General features: G+C 38.9%; 15 protein-coding genes and 2 tRNA genes. 7 read left to right on the top strand and 10 right to left on the bottom strand.

The genetic code is table 11. From position 1 onward, the window contains the following. The first annotated feature begins 490 nt into the window (after positions 1–490). The gene (locus ACIGHG_RS22755; protein WP_396550653.1) at positions 491–1,051 is read left to right on the top strand and encodes a recombinase family protein; all 561 of its coding nucleotides are present in this window, start codon (positions 491–493) and stop codon (positions 1,049–1,051) included. Positions 1,052–1,873: 822 nt separating this feature from the next. Here the strand turns inward: ACIGHG_RS22755 and ACIGHG_RS22750 are convergent. From ACIGHG_RS22750 to ACIGHG_RS22715, 8 genes are all read right to left on the bottom strand, one after another. Next, positions 1,874–2,725, bottom strand: a complete 852-nt coding sequence (locus ACIGHG_RS22750; protein ID WP_396550651.1) for a hypothetical protein — start codon at positions 2,723–2,725, stop codon at positions 1,874–1,876. A 938-nt stretch (positions 2,726–3,663) separates the two neighbouring features. Next, positions 3,664–4,656 carry a tyrosine-type recombinase/integrase gene (locus tag ACIGHG_RS22745; protein ID WP_396550649.1) on the bottom strand — a complete coding sequence of 331 codons (993 nt, stop codon included), beginning with the start codon at positions 4,654–4,656 and terminating at the stop codon, positions 3,664–3,666. Positions 4,657–4,767: 111 nt separating this feature from the next. Continuing rightward, positions 4,768–4,841 (bottom strand) — tRNA-Arg (locus ACIGHG_RS22740). A gap of 1 nt (position 4,842) precedes the next feature. Continuing rightward, positions 4,843–4,916 (bottom strand) — tRNA-Gly (locus tag ACIGHG_RS22735). Between the two features lie 101 nt (positions 4,917–5,017). Then, positions 5,018–5,524 (bottom strand): metallophosphoesterase, encoded by a 507-nt coding sequence (locus tag ACIGHG_RS22730; RefSeq protein ID WP_336471094.1) that lies wholly within the window; start codon positions 5,522–5,524, stop codon positions 5,018–5,020. Positions 5,525–5,689: 165 nt separating this feature from the next. Further along, positions 5,690–6,301, bottom strand: coding sequence for an XTP/dITP diphosphatase (locus tag ACIGHG_RS22725; protein ID WP_336471093.1), 612 nt, complete (start codon positions 6,299–6,301; stop codon positions 5,690–5,692). Between the two features lie 11 nt (positions 6,302–6,312). Then, positions 6,313–7,050: a ribonuclease PH gene (gene rph, locus ACIGHG_RS22720; protein WP_336471092.1), complete on the bottom strand. Its 738-nt coding sequence runs from the start codon at positions 7,048–7,050 to the stop codon at positions 6,313–6,315. Between the two features lie 135 nt (positions 7,051–7,185). Then, positions 7,186–8,226, bottom strand: a complete 1,041-nt coding sequence (locus ACIGHG_RS22715) for a GerMN domain-containing protein (protein WP_336471091.1) — start codon at positions 8,224–8,226, stop codon at positions 7,186–7,188. Between the two features lie 606 nt (positions 8,227–8,832). Here ACIGHG_RS22715 and nirB point away from each other — a divergent pair. From nirB to ACIGHG_RS22690, 5 genes are read left to right on the top strand one after another with little or no spacing between them, the layout of a single operon-like run. Next, the gene (gene nirB, locus ACIGHG_RS22710; RefSeq protein WP_336471090.1) at positions 8,833–11,238 is read left to right on the top strand and encodes a nitrite reductase large subunit NirB; all 2,406 of its coding nucleotides are present in this window, start codon (positions 8,833–8,835) and stop codon (positions 11,236–11,238) included. Between the two features lie 12 nt (positions 11,239–11,250). Beyond that, complete coding sequence (gene nirD, locus ACIGHG_RS22705; protein WP_336471089.1) at positions 11,251–11,568, top strand: nitrite reductase small subunit NirD; 318 nt, start codon at positions 11,251–11,253, stop codon at positions 11,566–11,568. Positions 11,569–11,627: 59 nt separating this feature from the next. Beyond that, a complete protein-coding gene (locus tag ACIGHG_RS22700) occupies positions 11,628–13,052 on the top strand; it encodes a uroporphyrin-III C-methyltransferase (RefSeq protein WP_336471088.1) in 1,425 nt (474 codons plus the stop codon). After that, entirely contained in the window at positions 13,049–13,759 is a 711-nt protein-coding gene (locus tag ACIGHG_RS22695) for a sirohydrochlorin chelatase (RefSeq protein WP_396550645.1), read from the top strand. Before ACIGHG_RS22700 ends, ACIGHG_RS22695 begins: the two co-directional genes overlap by 4 nt. Further along, positions 13,752–14,201 carry a precorrin-2 dehydrogenase gene (locus tag ACIGHG_RS22690; protein ID WP_336471086.1) on the top strand — a complete coding sequence of 150 codons (450 nt, stop codon included), beginning with the start codon at positions 13,752–13,754 and terminating at the stop codon, positions 14,199–14,201. Before ACIGHG_RS22695 ends, ACIGHG_RS22690 begins: the two co-directional genes overlap by 8 nt. Before the next feature lie 356 nt (positions 14,202–14,557). On the opposite strand, the gene racE is transcribed toward ACIGHG_RS22690, so the two are convergent. Beyond that, positions 14,558–15,358: a glutamate racemase gene (gene racE / locus ACIGHG_RS22685; RefSeq protein WP_170857659.1), complete on the bottom strand. Its 801-nt coding sequence runs from the start codon at positions 15,356–15,358 to the stop codon at positions 14,558–14,560. A gap of 179 nt (positions 15,359–15,537) precedes the next feature. Beyond that, on the bottom strand, positions 15,538–15,762 hold the full coding sequence (gene gerE / locus ACIGHG_RS22680; RefSeq protein ID WP_020060005.1) for a spore germination transcription factor GerE: 225 nt from the start codon (positions 15,760–15,762) through the stop codon (positions 15,538–15,540). A gap of 346 nt (positions 15,763–16,108) precedes the next feature. Here gerE and ACIGHG_RS22675 point away from each other — a divergent pair, with 346 nt between their 5' ends. Next, positions 16,109–16,300, top strand: coding sequence for a PspC domain-containing protein (locus ACIGHG_RS22675; protein WP_090919609.1), 192 nt, complete (start codon positions 16,109–16,111; stop codon positions 16,298–16,300). Positions 16,301–16,408: the final 108 nt, after the last annotated feature.

Genomic DNA, 16,408 nt, shown 5'->3' with positions numbered 1-16,408 from the left:
TGTATCATTCCCTCTGTAGGGTCTCACAGTCCTCTGTGTGGTGTCTGTGTCTTCACAGTCCTCACCATATTCGATGTTATCTCTCATCCGTCTCTGTAGGCGCTGTGACTTATATGGTGTATGATGCGCTGTCTCCTTCTTCGGTGGTGAAGGCTCTTTGCGATTCCCTTATAAGCAGAAGTATAGTAGTAGGTAGTATATCCATACAGTATATATGTACCTGTATGGACTAGCTCTTTAGCCTAGCATATTAGCCTTATACTCTAGGGTATTACTTCAGAGACTAGGCTTCCGGTCTAGCTACAGAGGTGCACACTAGGCGGGCATATGCAAGGTGTTACTCTGATGAGATAAGGTCATGCTTGCACAGTCATAACTTAATAGTATTGACTGTGTTTAGGGATTGTGATAATATCAGTATATGAAGTTCGGTCATAAATTACCGTCATAAGTAAAATACAATTTGCCTATGGCTATAGGGGGAGATATTATGAAGTATGGATATGCCCGTGTAAGTACATTACAACAATGTTTAGAGATACAGATTCAACAATTAAAGGAAGCAGGCTGTGAAGATATTCGAACGGATAAATGTACAGGCACTAGAATGAGTAGACCTTCCTTTACAGTATTGCTTGATGAGTTGCAAGCGGGTGACACTCTCGTAGTTACAAAACTTGATAGGTTTGCACGCTCTACAAAGGAAGCCATAGAGACTATACAAACGCTTTTCTCTAGAGGTGTAGCCGTACATGTATTGAACATTGGAGTAATTGAGGATACTCCCGCAGGGAGGCTTCTCTTCAATGTATTCTCAGCATTCGCAGAGTTTGAACGTGACATGATAGTCGAACGTACTCAAGAGGGTAAAGCTATTGCAAAGCAGAGTCCGGACTATAAAGAAGGTCGTCCTAAAAAGTTTAACAAAGCTCAAATAGATCACGCTCTGACGTTACTGGAGAGCAATTCACTTAAGCAAGTATCTAATATGACTGGCATCTCCGAAAGTACGCTCACGAGAGCTAAACGAAAGCGTAGGAGTGAAGTATGAACGGAAGAGAAGCCGTAAATGTAATTCATGAAATGAAACAGGTATTGACTCAATAGTCGGAGACGTACTCCGTACTAGAGGTCGTGCCTTTTTTGTTTTCTTTACCACATGATTACCCTTCACGAGCGGTGGATATTGTCTAAATAAGAGAGTATCTTTGCTTCGCACAGCGGTAGAGCTTAGGAGTAGGTCTCAGATTAGATTTTCATCCGTCAAGGTAATTTACTTTACAGATTAAACTATCGAAATTAACGATTCCAATATATGTATTATCTATATAGATTCAATTAGCTTTGTAGCCGCAGATTCATTCAATCAATTAAGGACATCTAATAAGATGTATCTATTAAGCTTATACTTGCATGTCATCATGCAGGGATCGTGTATTGCATACACGTAGTCGCTGGCGCTCCCACCGTCAATGTATCTATCTCTATAAGAGTGTATATAAAGAACGGATAAGCTTACCCATAAATAGATAAGAGGTTGACGGTGATGGTGTAGCGTAGCGGAACTGTCACAAGTGTTTACCTTAGATGATTACATTGAGATTTGTATCATTATTAGTGAACGGCTATTCCCTTTAAAGTAAAAACCTATATAGATAATAGAGCATTCCTGAAGAGAAAACAGCTTTCACGCTTACTCTCCGTAAGGCTCAACCCACTTTTACTTTTGGACAAAAACGACACTTGACAGGCTAAAAAGTGGACAAAAACGACACTTGCATTCCTCACCTTTTCTAATTTATAATATTAGTAGATACAAAAAAGCCCCGCCCAATCTGTAGGAGGAGTAAGGCGAGACTTTTCGGTTATATATTTAAAGATATGAATTACTTGTGAGGTTGTCTGCTATAGAGTGGGCAACCTCTTCTATTTGCTCTAAGGTCACCTTTTCAACTTGACGGCTCACAATATATGGACTCAAACAGATAACATCTATTTGTGCTGATATCTCTATTAAGATACGATTCTTTTTAAACTTATTAATTGTGTCATACACAAACTTTCGATTATATCCGAGCTTCTCAATAATATCTTTTCTACGCCAAACTTTAATATCTTGCGTGCTGATTCCTGTTGGATTCTCACATAAGATATGTGTCTTCCAGTGGAAATGAGCAAGCAAATCAGCTAGTAAGCCAAGCTCCTTTAATGTTAACTTTTCGGATACTTCTCTCACTCGTTGCTGATATACTTTAACGTGATTCTTTCTGTCTTCACCTTCTAATGTTCCGCACTTGTAAAGCATATCCGTGAATGTAATGACAATCTCTTTTCCTTCTTTGTGTGTAGTCAATGCTCCAACGTTTGCACATTCCTCTATAATGCGTTTAGCTTGCCGTACTGACTTTCCTGTGAGATCAGCGAGCTTGTTAACTGTAAGTTTACCACCGTTTGAATCTGAAAGGGAGCCGTCACTATTTCTCTTTAGGAAAGTACTCATAAGTAGGAGCGAACCCTTTTGAACGTCATTCAGTGTATACTTCATCGCTAAATGATTGACGGTATCCTGCCATGAAAACCAACGCTTTTCGTCCTTCCCTTCCTCTTGCCGTTTCTTTTTAATGTAGAACTCTCTTTGTTCTCTAGTAGTTACGGAATGTCCTGTTTTACGTAGAAGCTTTCGAGCATTAACTATTTTGATTTTCATATCCGTAGTTGTTTGCATGGTTTAACTCCTTTCAATTTAAAGATTGGTTGTCTTCTAATGTAATAACGTTGTAGCACTATCTCTTCTATAAGGAATTGCGTGTACTCCATATCGCTCTCATCATACTGTCCTCTTAGTTTCACACCTCTCTCAGCTCCCTTTAAATAAGTATCCCAAATTTTAAGCTTGGATACTACATAAGGAACTCTTGTCATTCATATACACTCCTTTTCTATTTAATATATTTCTACCTATAGGAGTATATCGAAAGAATCAGTAATTTCACATTTTATTTATAAAAAGTTTTCTACTTTATTAAGCAATTCCTACTTGCCGTCGGACATGTGTTTTTGATATCATCCGTGGAGGAATTCTAGGAAAACTTTGCATAGAAAACCCCTTGTCTCTAGAGATAAAAAATAATCTAAAGAGATAAGGGGTTAAGCTACATATGGGTACATCCTTAGTTCTCATCTGAGGTTTCCAAAGCACCCTTCCTAGCTTAAGTCATTTCTGACTGCTTAAATGATAGCGTATAGAGTCTCCCATACGTTTAGATGTATTACATCTCATTCAAGCTCCCGTCCTCCGTAGAGGACAGACTCACCACTCCATGCCTTTCGCTTTTGCTGGCAGCATTCACCTAGCCTGTACATGCTCGGAAGGGTTAAGCATTTGAGTGTACAGCGCCTTTCTTTCCGACATCGGCAAGGCTCACCTGTTCAAGTTTTTAGCGTGGCGTTAGGTCATTCCCACGTTTAGAAATCCCGTAACTCAACACCTAAAAAAGGCAATACTTAAGAAGCCTTGCATTCCTCGAATTTTTTCGATAGAATGAAGGTACTGAATATACGGGATTATCCCTTATTTAGTTTTTAACGTTGAATTTTTAGGGTCACGGACTGCGCCAACAGTCTACCCTACAAGGAGCATCCGCCAAGATGCTCTTTTTTTATTTACAAAAAACTTCGTAAACTTTCAGCAACCTCTTCCTTATCTAAATGTAAATAACGTGTAGTAACGGCTAGATCGCTATGTCCTAAAGCTTTAGATATCAGAGCTATATTAGCCCCCTTCTTAAGTAAATTCTTCGCAAATCCCCTTCTCAGTGCATGAGGATTTATATTCTTCAGACCGTAATCCCTAGAATGTTTACTCAGTCTCTTAGTTATATTGTTATTTGTCGGACTCGTAGCAATCCGCCCTCCATTTTTCGTAACGAATAAATAATCGTTCTTTACATTACACTCTTTCCTGATAATATCGTTTTGCTTCATAAGAGCACCTAAGACCCTAGCAAGAATATCATCAAAGGGTAAATGTATAGATTCGTGATTCTTAATAATTCCACCGTCAATACGTAGCACTTTATTTTCTAAGTTCACATGTTTATGCTCCAATTGAGACAACGTTCCAACTCGAATACCCGTCTGATAAATAAGTAATACGGATGCAGCATCCCTCAATTCTATAAAGCGAGTTAGATTTAGCATAGAAAGTAGAAGATTAATTTCTCTATCCGTTGCACCTTCTTTAACAGGGCTATCAACCTTTATTTTGATACTCTTCCAAAAGTTAAACTCAATCCAACCATTATCGAAGCATCTTCCTAGAAACGCTTTGAGACACTTCAAACGTGTTAACTTGGTTTGATTACTAACATTCATGGATGAAAGCCACAAATAGATGTGATCAACGGTTAACTCTTGGAGAAACTCAGCACCAGTCACACTCACAAAATGACCAATATGTAACTCATAGTCGCTAATAGTACGGTCACGTAAGCCTGTCGCTCTCATTTGACGTACAACTGTAGAGAGCGCCTTCTCAATAGTTAAATACACAGTATTACCTGCGGCTAAACCCTTCAGAGTTCTCCTTTCCAGCTTCCTGTCAAAAACATTCGATAAGTCTTCACTAACCGTTAAAGAATCACGTCTTTTAGACATAAAAAAATAAGCCTCCTAACTCGATAGTGACCGCACACTGTACGTTTCAACTTTCGAGTTAAAAGGCTTATTATACGGGGATTCAATGCTTCCCCAACAAGGTTTTTTTAGCGTCCCAGGAGAGATTCGAACTCCCGACCGACGGCTTAGAAGGCCGTTGCTCTATCCTGCTGAGCTACTGGGACATGGAGCGGGTGAAGAGAATCGAACTCTCGACCAGAGCTTGGAAGGCTCTTGTTTTACCACTAAACTACACCCGCATGATATGAAATTTTTTCTAATGCCTCATCGACAATATTCATTATATTATCGATGATAATTAAAGTCAACATTTTTTTCAAATAGAGTGAAAAAATTCTTTTCACCCTATTTGAAACGTTTTTTGTGCTACAGTTACACCTTCTAAAGTAAGGAAACGTATGTCTATTTGACCTTCTTGTATTTCGAGTACAGCAAATGTTTTTTCTCTTCGCGAACGCGGCAAAAGAATACTTCCTGGATTGATAAACAAAATATCGTCTATGATTTCTGCTCCTAATATATGCGAATGACCGAAGCAAACGACATTTACCTCAGCTTCTTTCGCGCGATATAAAAGTGTTTGCAGTGTCATTTTAATATTGTATAAATGTCCATGTGTGACGAGAAAACGTGTATGTTGTACTTCTGTGATGATGTCATTTGGAAAGTCAAAGGCAAAATCACAGTTTCCTTTCACTACATGAAACCCTTCTAGTTCAACGTGCTGCGATGTTAATTCCGAATCACCGCAATGAATCATCACATCTACGTTTCCCTCGTACTGCTCTTTTAATTGCTTTAGCTCTTTCACAGAACCGTGACTGTCGCTCACAATTAACGCCTTCATCAGTTTCGCTCCCTTATTATCCCGCTATTCGTGGGCAATAAGACCCCCACCTCAATATTCAGAGAGAATCAAAAAAGATGGGCGGGGGACAACTGCCCGTAAAATCCCGATTGGTCGGGCTTTCCATCAACGGGGGATGAAGCCCCCACTGATGGAAGTTTCACTTTATTCTTCGCCTAAAAACCAAACTGGAATTTTTTCTTCTAATTTACGAAGCGCGCGTCCGCGATGACTAATTTTATTTTTCTCATCCGACGACAATTCTGCCATTGCGCTTTTGTATTCTTCTACATAGAAAATGGGATCATACCCAAATCCATTTTCCCCGCGCTGCTGTTCTAAAATCTTTCCTTCACACGTTCCATTTACAATCAATGGTTTTTTATCTTCTTGCGGAAATGCAACAGCTAATGCGCAATAAAAACGCGCTGTACGCTTCTCCATTGGAACATCCTTTAATCCGTCTAACACTTTTTGAATGTTAGCTTGATCATTCTTTTCCTCACCTGCATAACGAGCAGAGTGAACACCTGGTTTCCCCTGCAAAGCATCTACAATTAAACCAGAATCATCTGCAATGACAATTTCACCTAGCTGTTTACACAGATGTTCCGCCTTTAAAATCGCGTTTTCTTCAAACGTTTCACCCGTTTCCTCTACTTCTTCAATATGAGGAAAATCATAAAGTGATTTTACTTCTAAATCAAACTTTTCAAATAGCTCGGCAAATTCACGTACTTTCCCGGCATTCTTTGTCGCTACGACAACTTGCTTCATACTTTCCACCTCTATTCCATATGAGTTACAATATCACCTAATGCTTCTTTTTGCATTTCAACAAGCTGTAAAATCCCTTGTTCTGCTACATCAAGCAACTCGTTCAATTCACCGCGGCTAAATGTCGCTTCTTCTCCTGTACCTTGCACTTCAACAAAGTGTCCTTTTCCTGTCATAATGACATTCATATCAACATTCGCCTTAGAATCTTCTGCATAATTTAAATCTAATACAATGCCATGCTCATCAACGATTCCAACAGACGTTGCCGCCAAGAAATCTTTCACTGGAAGTTTCGATACTTTCCCTGCTGCCACAAGCTTCTCAAACGCTAATACCATCGCTACATACGCACCAGTAATAGAAGCTGTTCGCGTTCCGCCGTCAGCTTGAATTACATCACAGTCAATCCAAATTGTTTTTTCACCAAGTGCTTCTAAATCAACAACAGCACGCAATGCTCGTCCAATTAAACGTTGAATTTCCATTGTACGTCCCGTTACTTTCCCCTTACTTGATTCACGAATGGTACGCTGTTCTGTTGCACGAGGAATCATGGAATACTCTGCTGTAACCCACCCTTTTCCTTCACCTCTCATAAACGGAGGAACTCGATCTTCAATTGTTGCTGTACAAATAACCTTTGTATCACCAACTTCAATTAATACCGATCCTTCTGGATGTTTTAAATAATTCGTATGAATATGTATACGGCGCAGCTCTGATGCTTGTCTACCATCTACTCGCATAAAAAATAACCCCCTTGTAACTACTACTTGTTAGTATAGCCCATTAAAAATTTATGTTATGTATCACAATAAAAGAAGGAGAATTAGATGTATTCCCCTTCTCTTCCTACATTAAGTATATCAAATTATTTCTGTTTAAAAACCACCTGTATTCACGTTTTGTGGACGAGCAACCGGTTTTATTAATTTATCGCCTTTTTCTGTAACAAGATTCGCCTTTCCATCCACTTGAATGGACACATTTTCCACACCTTGTTTTTCTGTTACAGATAATACAAGCGACTGTAGTACATAGTTAGAAATCCTACTTTTATCTTTATTCGCATAAATATTTTCATTAAAGTTCAATGTCAATGTCCCTTTTTCAAGTTTTGGTTCATTGATTAACTTCACACCCGGATTAAAATCATATGTTAATGCCGACTTATGTGACGGTCCTTTCACAAGTTCTTTTACAATTGTTGCTACTTCGTTTTCCTTCCCTTCTGCAACGCGGCGTGTTACTGGCACGTAATAAGTTTGCTTATTACTTTGCGCCAAGAAATAGAGCGTAATTGGTTTTGTATTTGCAAGATCAGCAACTTGCTCATCATCAAAGTTAATGCCGTTTGCTCGGCTTAACCCATTACCAATCGGCGTACCAGCAACAGGCATTTTCGCTAAATCTTGCCCATTCATGCTGAACTTCACATTCTTTACTTCTTTAAACTGCGTTAATGTCCAAGTAACTGCTTCTACAATGCGGCGTTCTTCTTCTTTTTTATAGCTTTTTAGTTCTTTTGAAAAATCAACAACTGCAGTCCCGTCTTTTTTCACATCAACTGTCATTTCTGTGCCTGCTGGGAGCACAGCTTGAAATCCATTTGGCAATACATTTGTTACCGGTCCGTCTTTCACTAAATATTGTAATGACTGCTTAATCACCGCGTTATCTTTCGGAGCAGGTAACTGTACCGTTTGCGGCACAACATAACCATTTTTATCTACAAGATATAAATCTAATTTTTTCGTTTGCCCTTGTTTCGCAGTTTCTTTCTTCTCACCATCCGTATATGTTACTTTCTTAGGCGGATCAATTTGCTCTGTCCCTTTTTCCTTACTAAACAAGCCACACCCTGCTAATAAAACTGTACTTAATGTAGCACAAACAAGCCATTTGAAAGTCGATTTAGGCATACGCTTTCCTCCTAAAAAATCTAAGTTTGTACTATATGTATACGAGCCTGGTCCCCACTTTAGAACAAGCAATGACAACTTATCTTTTAAAAAAGACCTATACAAAATTGTATGTTACATACAATTTTAAAAACGGACACACCCCCCTTTCTTTTTAGAGAAGAGAGTATCTGGTCATGCATAGAAGCGGCCAGGGTCTTTTCCTGCTACGTACGACGGTAAAACAAAGAGAGAAAACGAGTGCAGGTCACTTTTTGTTTTACATAACCGCAACTTATAAAGAAAAGCGGAGCCGACTGTTTAAGCCCTCATGTCTAAGAACCTTCTCGTGTGGAAGGTTCTTAGACATGAGGGCTTAGGAGGCAGAGCTAGACAAAGATGTTGAAAAATCAAAATGGATTTATATTTCTTCAAAATCTTGCTTCTATTAATCAAAGCATCCTCTTAAAGCAGAGAAGACTATGAAGATCAAATACTGTACAAATTTGAACAATTTATGAATCCCCCAAAATTGTGATAAATATCACATCTCCTTATTTCCCAAAACTTTTATAATACAAGCATAAAAGTTTGTTAAACATTTCACAAAAAAGAAGGGAAATGAATATGAAAACACGTTTAGTCATGATCGGGAATGGTATGGCTGGAATACGCTGCATCGAAGAAATTTTAAAACAAAACGATACCTTATACGACATTACCATTTTTGGAGACGAACCACATCCAAACTACAATCGCATTATGCTCTCCCACGTCCTACAAGGAAAAACAAATATACAAGATATCATTATGAACGAATACAGTTGGTACGAAGAAAATGATATTACGTTGTATACAAATGAAAAAGTAATGCAAATCGATCGGAAAGAACAAGTCATTGTTACAGAAAAGAATCGTCTTGTTATGTACGACAAACTCATTATCGCAACAGGATCCAGTGCTTTTATTTTACCTGTAGAGGGTGCAAATCTTCCTGGTGTAACAGGTTTTCGCACAATTGAAGATACACAATTTATGATGGATACCGCTAAGCAATATAAAAAAGCTGTTGTTATTGGCGGCGGATTACTTGGTTTAGAAGCCGCACGAGGGCTTATTGACTTAGGAATGGACGTGCATGTTGTTCATTTAATGCCGCACTTAATGGAACAACAACTCGATGCTAAGGCATCTTCACTACTACGTGAAGATTTAGAATCACAAGGTATGAAGTTCCTTATGGAAAAGAAAACAGTAAAAATTCTTGGTACAAACCACGTTGAGGGCATTCAATTTGCAGATGGCGATATTGTAACATGCGATTTAATTGTGATGGCTGTTGGAATACGTCCGAATACACAATTAGCAAAAGATGCTGGTTTAATTGTAAACCGTGGTGTTGTAGTCAATGACTATATGCAAACAAATGATGAAGCAATATATGCAGTTGGAGAATGCGCAGAACATGACGGGATTGCATATGGACTTGTTGCACCACTTTATGAACAAGGTGCTATATTAGCAAAACACATTACAAGTACACAAACAGATGGATATACTGGCAGCATCGTCGGTACACAACTGAAAGTTGCAGGATGCGATTTATTCTCCGCTGGTCAAATTTATGAAGATGATGTCACAAAAGCAATCTCCATTTTCGACGAATGTACGCGTTCCTATAAAAAGGTACTCATCCGGGACAATAAAGTTGTTGGTGTTGTTTTATATGGTGATACAACTGATGGCACACGCCTCTTCAGCATGTTAAAAAAGGAAGAAGATATACAAGAATACACACCTGCTTCTCTTCTTCATAAAGCTGGTGAAGATAACGGACTTGACGTTGCAAGTATGAGTGCTGATGAAACTGTTTGCGGATGTAATGGCGTCACAAAAGGAACGATTGTTCACGCTATTTTAGAACAACACTTAACGACATTTGAAGAAGTAAAAGGGTGTACAAAAGCAGCAGGATCCTGCGGTAAATGTCGCCCAGTTGTTGAACAAATTTTATCTCATACACTTGGAGATAACTTTGATGCTTCTGTCCAAATTACAGGTATGTGCGGGTGCACAACATTATCTCGCGATGAAGTTGTAGCAGCAATTCACGAAAAAGGCTTAAAGTCACCGAAAGAAGTACGAAACGTCCTTAACTTCTCGCACGAAGAAGGTTGTTCAAAATGCCGTCCTGCATTAAATTACTATTTACGTATGATTTGTCCAGAAGAATACGCCGATGATAAAGCATCTCGCTTCGTTAACGAAAGAATGAATGGCAATATTCAACATGATGGAACATTTTCTGTTATTCCACGTATGTACGGCGGCGTTACAACAGCAGATGATTTAATGAAAATCGCAGAAGTTGCGAAGAAATACGACGTCCCGCTCGTAAAAATAACAGGTGCAAGTCGCATCGGTTTATATGGTGTTAAAAAAGAAGATTTACCAAAAGTGTGGGCTGATCTTGATATGAATTCTGGCTACGCCTATTCGAAGTCTCTTCGCAATGTAAAATCATGCGTCGGATCCCGCTTCTGCCGCTTCGGTACAAAAGATTCATTAGGACTTGGTATGTTGCTTGAGCAGTCATTAGAAATGGTAGATACACCACATAAAATGAAAATGGGTGTAACAGGTTGTCCGCGCAACTGCGCAGAAGCATTAACGAAAGACTTTGGCGTCGTTTGTGTTGAAAATGGCTTCCAGCTTTATATCGGAGGTAACGGCGGTACAGAAGTACGTGAAGCTGATTTTGTAATGATTGTCCCTTCGGAAGAAGATGTAATTCGCATCGCCACAGCGTACGTACAATACTATCGTGAAACTGGTATTTACGGCGAACGCACAGCTCCTTGGGTAGAACGAATAGGTTTACATCAAATAAAAGAAGTGCTGCATGATGAAAGTATGATCGCTAAATTAAATGAACGCTTCCAAACAGCACGAAATACCTATGAAGAAGCTTGGGGACAAGCACTAGAAACACAATCACTAAAAACGATGTATGAAGTAGAGATTGTAAAATAAGGAGCGATTCATATGTTACAAACGAAAGAAAAAATAAAAATTATGCCTGCCGCAGATCTTCCTGTACAAATCGGTAAGGAAGTACACATAAAGGACATGTCTATTGCCTTATTTCGCCTTGCAAACGGCGACATCCGCGCTGTAGAAAATCGGTGTCCTCATAAAAATGGCCCATTAGCAGAAGGGATTGTTTCTGGCGAATTTGTCTTTTGTCCGTTGCACGATTGGAAAATTTCATTACTAACAGGTGAAGTACAAAAACCTGATGACGGCTGTATTCAAACATATGAAGTACAAATTATTGATGGCGATATTTATATATACATGTAACTTATATAAGGGAGCCTCTTCTCGGCTTCCTTTCCAGTAAAAACAGATGAGGTGTAGAGATGAACGGATACGTATATTTAGTTGGTGCAGGACCTGGTGATGAAGGGCTTATTACAAAAAAAGCAATAGAGTGCTTACAAAAAGCAGATATTGTTTTATATGACCGCTTATTGAATCAAAATTTACTTCGCTATACAAAGTCAACATGCGAACTTGTCTATTGCGGAAAAATGCCAACAAATCATATTATGCGCCAAGAAATGATTAACGCTCATTTACTTCAATCTGCCAAAGAAGGTAAGACTGTTGTCCGCTTAAAAGGCGGAGATCCCTCTATCTTTGGCCGAGTTGGCGAAGAAGCAGCTGCTTTAGCAGCAGAAAACATTCCATATGAGATTGTACCAGGTATTACATCTAGCATCGCCGCTAGCGCGTATGCCGGCATCCCTCTCACCCATCGCGACTACAGTAATAGCGTGACATTATTAACTGGTCATACAAAGGGACCGATTCAGGATCATGTCAACTACAACTCACTCTTAAATAGTGATACTGTTGCCTTTTACATGGGCATTAAAAACTTACCAACCATTTGCGAAAACTTACTGCAAACCGGAAAGAAAAAAGATACACCAGTAGCAGTCATCGAATGGGGTACAACCGGAAGACAGCGAGTCGTTACAGGTACACTGTCCACAATTGTTGATATCGTCAACAAGGAACACATTTCAAATCCTTCCATGACAATTGTTGGGGATGTCGTATCCTTACGAAAACAAATCGCTTGGAAAGAACGTAAACCATTACACGGAAAAAAAGTTTTACTTGCCTCTTCATCAAATAAAACAAGTAAAGCAGAGAAAAAATTACAAGAAGCTGGAGCAGAAACATATCAAATTCCAACTTTCCAAAAACAAGATTACACTTTAACACAGGAACAACTCCGTGAAATATTTGATGCCAAGCGTCTCGTTTTCTGTTCAGCCGAAAGCGTAGCAATCTTGTTACAATCATGCGCACAGCATCGGAAAGATATCCGTTCCTTACAAGGAGTTCTCCAGCATATGAATCATGCTGCCAAGGAAGCACTTATGCAATATGGACTCTTCAGTGAACAAGCAAGGTTTTCTACAAAACCAACTGTGTATCTAGGACGAAATATTAACCGAATTGCTGTCATTCAAGAAAAAATCGGCCCTGGCTCTTATATAATGACACATGAATATAAAATAGATCATCGTTTTGACGAAATTCATACACGTATGCTCTCTGAATTCACATGGGATGGCATTGTATTTGAAGGGCGCGCCGCAATTGATACATTTATAGCAGAGGTTAAACGCCTTGGTTTCATGCATATTTTCAATTTACCGTTCTCGTATACAGATGAACTAACTTTACAGTACGCAAATAAAATCGGATTCCAGAACATCGATTATGAGTTACAAGCTATTTTTAATGAGAAAGAAGTGGCAGCACAATGAAAGGGATTGTTTATATCGGGCACGGCAGTCGATTACAAGCAGGCAATGAGCAATTCATCCACTTTGTCCAGTCCGTTATAAAGGAGCGGAGTGAAAATATCCAAAAAATCGGCTTTCTTGAACTTACAATACCAACTGTCCAAGATGCGATTATAGAAGCAATTCTAGACGGAGCAACTGAGATTTTACTTGTCCCAGTTTTATTATTTGCAGCAGCTCATTATAAACGTGACGTCCCTTTCGAAATTGAGCAAATGAAAAAGCGCTATCCACATATTACATTTTCAATTGTACCACCCTTTAGTACACACCCGCTCATGGTTGAACTTGTAATCAAAAGAATACGTGAAGCCAGACCTATACAAGATAGTGAAATCCTAATCGTAGGCCGAGGCAGTAGTGATCCTCAGCCTATATATGAATTACAGCAAATCGGATCAGCAATTGAACAAAAACTTTGCATGCCCGTTTCCTGCTCTTTTTTAACAAAGGGAACACCTTCTTTTACTGAAAGACTCGACGGTTTAGCCTCATCAGCTCAACATGTATACGTCATGCCATACCTTCTCTTTACCGGATTATTACTTCGGAAAATTGAGCGCCATGCACACACATACACGAACGTCACAACATGCAACTGCCTTCAATTTGATCCCTACATGAAGTCCGCATTATTAGAACGAATGGAGGAATATGTACATGTGTAACTTATATCCCCTTGTATGTAATCTGCAAGGCAAGCGTGTTGTCATTATCGGAGGCGGCAAAATTGCCTACCGAAAAGCGTGTGGATTACAAGATACAGGAGCTATTGTTACTGTAGTGAGTCCAGATATTTGTGAGGAAATGAGGAAACTCTCCTATATTACATGGAAACAAAAAACATTTACAGATGAAGATATAAAAGATGCTCATCTCATTTATGCCGCAACAAATCATCATGATGTAAATATGATGGTCAAACAAGCAGCGCATGACTTTCAGTGGGTTAATATCGTAAGCGATGGCACACAATCATCTTTTCACACACCTGCCGTTATTCGAAATAATGAGTATATTGTAAGTATATCTACTTCAGGTAAACATCCAGCATTTGCAAAACGAATCAAACAAGAACTAACAGATGTTCTTCCACAACTTATAAAGTAAAACTTCCATCAGAAGTTACAGCTCTTATGAACAGTAAAGCGTTTATCTTGCATGGGCTCATTCACTTTACACTATGATTTTCAGTCAAAAAAGACCATCCTTATGCAAATACCCATTGAATAAGGATGGTCTTTCTATGTATAAATCCACTTTGATTTTTAACACATAAATTGCTGCTATGCAGAATACAACATGCCCGCTACCGGCCTGCTGCTTTTGTTTAAAACCTGGCATGTGGCAAGAAAAGGCCCTGACCGCTACTACGCGCGGCCAGACGCTCTTGTCCTCCCCTAAAAAAGAGGTTTTATGTTAGTTTTTCAATTTGGATATATATTCTTCTTCACTTAATGGCTACTTTATAAAACGATATGCTTCACGTTCTCAATTGGTTGTCCGAACCACTTCGAAGCAATTTCTTTAAACACATCAATTTCTCCTGTTGTTAAGAACAGATGATCACTTTGCTCTTCTATATCATGCAGCATCTTACTATGATACAAAATCGTACTTACTTCACGAGCTGTTTCATCACCTGAACTAATCAATTGTACAGAATCACCCATAACCCGCCCAATAACTGGTCCTAAAATCGGATAATGCGTACACCCTAAAATTAATGTATCAATTTCTGTTTTCTTCAATGGTTGCAATGTTTCGCTTACCACTTCGTATGCCATTTCACTCTCAAAAATTCCGCTTTCTACAAGCTCAACAAACGGCGGGCAAGCTAAACTCTCTACTAATACGCGGTTGTTAATCGATTTTAACGCGTATTCATACGCACCGCTTTTCACTGTTCCAATCGTTCCAATTACACCCACATGGTATGTTTTTGTCACTTTCAGTGCAGTACGTGCACCCGGGTGAATGACACCCACAACCGGAATAGATAATTTCTTTTGCATTTCTTCAAGCACAACTGCCGCTGCAGTATTACAAGCAATTACGAGCATCTTAATATCCTGCGCTAGTAAATGTTCTGTCATTTCCCATGTAAATTGTCTTACTTCTTCACGAGATCGCGGACCATACGGGCAACGTGCTGTATCTCCTAAATATATAATTCGCTCTTTCGGTAATTGCCGAATTAATTCTTTCGCTACTGTTAAACCACCAACACCTGAATCAATTACACCAATCGCTCTATTCAAAACAATCGCCCCGTTTTCTCTTTCATAATCTAACTGTACATTTCAAAACAGCGCACTCATTCATAGAATAATAGAAGGTTCACCTTATGTACATGAATAGACCTTTTTATTTTCCTCCTTTTCCTAGTAATTTGCAAGATACAAAAATAACCGGCTTTTCTTTACATGAAAGCCGGCTTCATTCTTTATAGTTCAAGTTCTCCCATACGAAGGAGCTCGACAACTGCTTGTGAGCGTCCCTTAACTCCTAGCTTTTGCATTGCATTTGAAATGTGGTTACGTACGGTTTTTTCACTAATAAAAAGTTCACTTGCAATTTCTTTTGTTGTTTTATCTTGAACGAGTAACTCAAACACTTCTCTTTCTCTTTTTGTGAGCAACGGTTTAGATTGATATTCTTTTTCCTTCAATTGGTATAACCCTCCTTGCTTAAGCCAGAGCTGTATGTGTGTAAGTTGGGTGTTTATTTAGTCAAGATATTGTATGAATAGAAGCAAGTCGTGGTGAATAAAAATAGGCAGAAATTTAATGTATTTATTTACAAAAAATCGCTTTTATTGATAGTTATCTCCCAGCTATCTTCTTTGACTTCTCAGAACCTTGAGATAGGGGGCTTACTGCCCGCGAATAGCGCGATAAAACTGTAATCTTCTCCCCCAACAGGTAATATAATTCGGTAGTTTCTGTATTTGCTGAAAACATAATGTATTCACTACTACATAAAGAAATGGTGAATCACGAAAAGGAGAGGTGTTCATGACAGAAAAAAGATTGTGTAAATCTTCAACAGATAAAGTGTTTCTCGGCGTATGCGGTGGTTTAGGAGAATATTTCGGTGTAAGCACAAGTATGATTCGCATCCTTTGGCTAATCGCTATCTTATGTTTCGGAACAGGTTTTTTAGCTTATTTCATTCTTATATTGCTCATGCCAAGTTCTTATGAATAAAGGCACTGCTTTCTTGAAGTGAACCCAAAAAGTTAGACACATATTTTAAGCAGCTAATGAGGAATGCGTTCTGTATTGTACAGGGCTCATTCCTTTTAGTTTTGTTTT

This window comes from Bacillus sp. NPDC077411 (genome assembly GCF_044543425.1).
Classification (GTDB): Bacteria; Bacillota; Bacilli; order Bacillales; family Bacillaceae_G; genus Bacillus_A; species Bacillus_A bruguierae.
Note: the sequence above shows the minus strand (reverse complement) of the source record. Positions and strands in the feature narration are given on the sequence as shown.

Coding starts and splice junctions, on each gene's coding strand:
- ACIGHG_RS22755 (WP_396550653.1), top strand. CDS start 491: ATGAAGTATGGATATGCCCGTGTAAGTACATTACAACAATGTTTAGAG.
- rph (WP_336471092.1), bottom strand. CDS start 7,050: ATGCGAGTAGATGGTAGACAAGCATCAGAGCTGCGCCGTATACATATT.
- ACIGHG_RS22750 (WP_396550651.1), bottom strand. CDS start 2,725: ATGCAAACAACTACGGATATGAAAATCAAAATAGTTAATGCTCGAAAG.
- ACIGHG_RS22700 (WP_336471088.1), top strand. CDS start 11,628: ATGAACGGATACGTATATTTAGTTGGTGCAGGACCTGGTGATGAAGGG.
- nirD (WP_336471089.1), top strand. CDS start 11,251: ATGTTACAAACGAAAGAAAAAATAAAAATTATGCCTGCCGCAGATCTT.
- ACIGHG_RS22725 (WP_336471093.1), bottom strand. CDS start 6,301: ATGAAGCAAGTTGTCGTAGCGACAAAGAATGCCGGGAAAGTACGTGAA.
- ACIGHG_RS22745 (WP_396550649.1), bottom strand. CDS start 4,656: ATGTCTAAAAGACGTGATTCTTTAACGGTTAGTGAAGACTTATCGAAT.
- ACIGHG_RS22715 (WP_336471091.1), bottom strand. CDS start 8,226: ATGCCTAAATCGACTTTCAAATGGCTTGTTTGTGCTACATTAAGTACA.
- ACIGHG_RS22695 (WP_396550645.1), top strand. CDS start 13,049: ATGAAAGGGATTGTTTATATCGGGCACGGCAGTCGATTACAAGCAGGC.
- ACIGHG_RS22730 (WP_336471094.1), bottom strand. CDS start 5,524: ATGAAGGCGTTAATTGTGAGCGACAGTCACGGTTCTGTGAAAGAGCTA.
- ACIGHG_RS22690 (WP_336471086.1), top strand. CDS start 13,752: ATGTGTAACTTATATCCCCTTGTATGTAATCTGCAAGGCAAGCGTGTT.
- ACIGHG_RS22675 (WP_090919609.1), top strand. CDS start 16,109: ATGACAGAAAAAAGATTGTGTAAATCTTCAACAGATAAAGTGTTTCTC.
- nirB (WP_336471090.1), top strand. CDS start 8,833: ATGAAAACACGTTTAGTCATGATCGGGAATGGTATGGCTGGAATACGC.